Source organism: Streptomyces sp. NPDC002130, assembly GCF_040296465.1.
GTDB lineage: Bacteria > Actinomycetota > Actinomycetes > Streptomycetales > Streptomycetaceae > Streptomyces.
Map to the genome: position 1 here is coordinate 1 of NZ_JBEOXI010000824.1, position 1,447 is coordinate 1,447.

Here is a 1,447-nt window from a genome sequence, read left to right on the forward strand (position 1 = left end):
GAACATCAGCGGTACGCCGATGCCGGCGAGCATGCCCTGGACGACGGCGACGGAGATGGCCAGAAGGCGCTCGTATTGGCTTGCAGCACAACCTCGGACTGGGCGGCGCGTGCGTCGTGACGGTCTACCGAGCCGGAACTTTGGAGAACTGATGGCTATCGATCTCGAGGTGGCGTTGTCCGCCGAACCGACAGTGCGCGAAGCGTCGTGGACCGACCGCGACGTCATGCTCTACCAATTGGGACTCGGGGCAGGAGCGAATGCTCTGGATCCCGCCGAACTGACCTGGGTGTACGAAAAGGGGCTGAAGGTACTCCCGACGTTTGCAATGGTTGCAGGCCAGGGAGTTTCGGCGGGTGTATTGCCGGCACCGTCGATGAGTATGCCGGGAATCGACATCGATCTGCGAAAGATCCTGCACGGTGGGCAGTCGCTGGCACTTCACGCGCCCATCCCGTCGACGGGTGCTGCCCGTATTTCCTCTCGGGTCGCCGATGTCTGGGACAAGGGTAAGGCAGCTGTGATCGTTCTCGAGACCGCGGCGCACGACCTTGACGGGAACCCGTTGTGGACCACCGGAATGCAGATCTGGGCGCGCGGCGAAGGTGGCTTCGGCGGCAGTGCCGGTCCCGAAGTTGTTGCCGGGGTGCCTGATCGAGCGCCCGACAAGGTACTGACGTCGAGCACGAGTCCCTCACAGGCGCTGGTGTACCGACTCAGTGGAGACATGAACCCGCTGCACGCCGATCCTGCCTTCGCGAAGATGGCGGGCTTCGACGCTCCGATTCTGCACGGCCTGGCGTCGTACGGCATCGTCTGCAAGGCAGTGGTGGACGGAATCCTCGACGGAGATCCGACGAGGGTGAAGAACTACTCGGTGCGGTTTGCCGGTTCTCTGTTCCCCGGCGAATCCATCACCACCTCGGTATGGCAGGACGGCAACACGTTGACGTTGGCGGCGACCTGCCCCGAGCGCGAGAACTCCCCGGTTCTCACACACGCAACAATGGAGATCAACTGATGGACCTCGGTACACACCCCACGGCAGCCACACACCCGGGCGGCACGATTCTGACGTCGCCGCCGCAAGACGCCCCGGTCGACCGGGCCACGGCAGCAGCCCGACGCGTTGTCGACGCGATGCTGCGGACCGACCGCGGAAACGCCAACCTGGACCGGGTTGCGGAGGAACTCAACAGCATTGCCGAGCACCTAGAGCAGCACTCACCCGAAGTGGCTGAGCGTTTGATCGACATGTGGAACGGTGAGGGCGTGACTCGTCACGATCCGGTGACCGGCCCCGAGAATGCCATTGCGCCGCCGCTCGTTCTGGAAGGGCTCGCTGACGGGTCGGTGCAGGGAGTGGTCACGTTGACGCTGCCGTACCAGGGACCTCCCGGCCATGTACACGGCGGTGTTTCGGCGCTGCTGCTCGATCACGTTCTCG

General features: G+C 64.1%; 1 protein-coding gene and 1 pseudogene. Both read left to right on the forward strand.

Annotation, left to right across the window (positions count from 1 at the left end):
• The first annotated feature begins 151 nt into the window (after positions 1–151).
• The gene (locus ABT116_RS45970) at positions 152–1,021 is read left to right on the forward strand and encodes a MaoC/PaaZ C-terminal domain-containing protein (RefSeq protein ID WP_351647134.1); all 870 of its coding nucleotides are present in this window, start codon (positions 152–154) and stop codon (positions 1,019–1,021) included.
• A pseudogene (locus ABT116_RS45975) lies at positions 1,021–1,447 on the forward strand (PaaI family thioesterase); the annotation flags it as partial. The gene ABT116_RS45970 and the pseudogene ABT116_RS45975, both read left to right, overlap by 1 nt.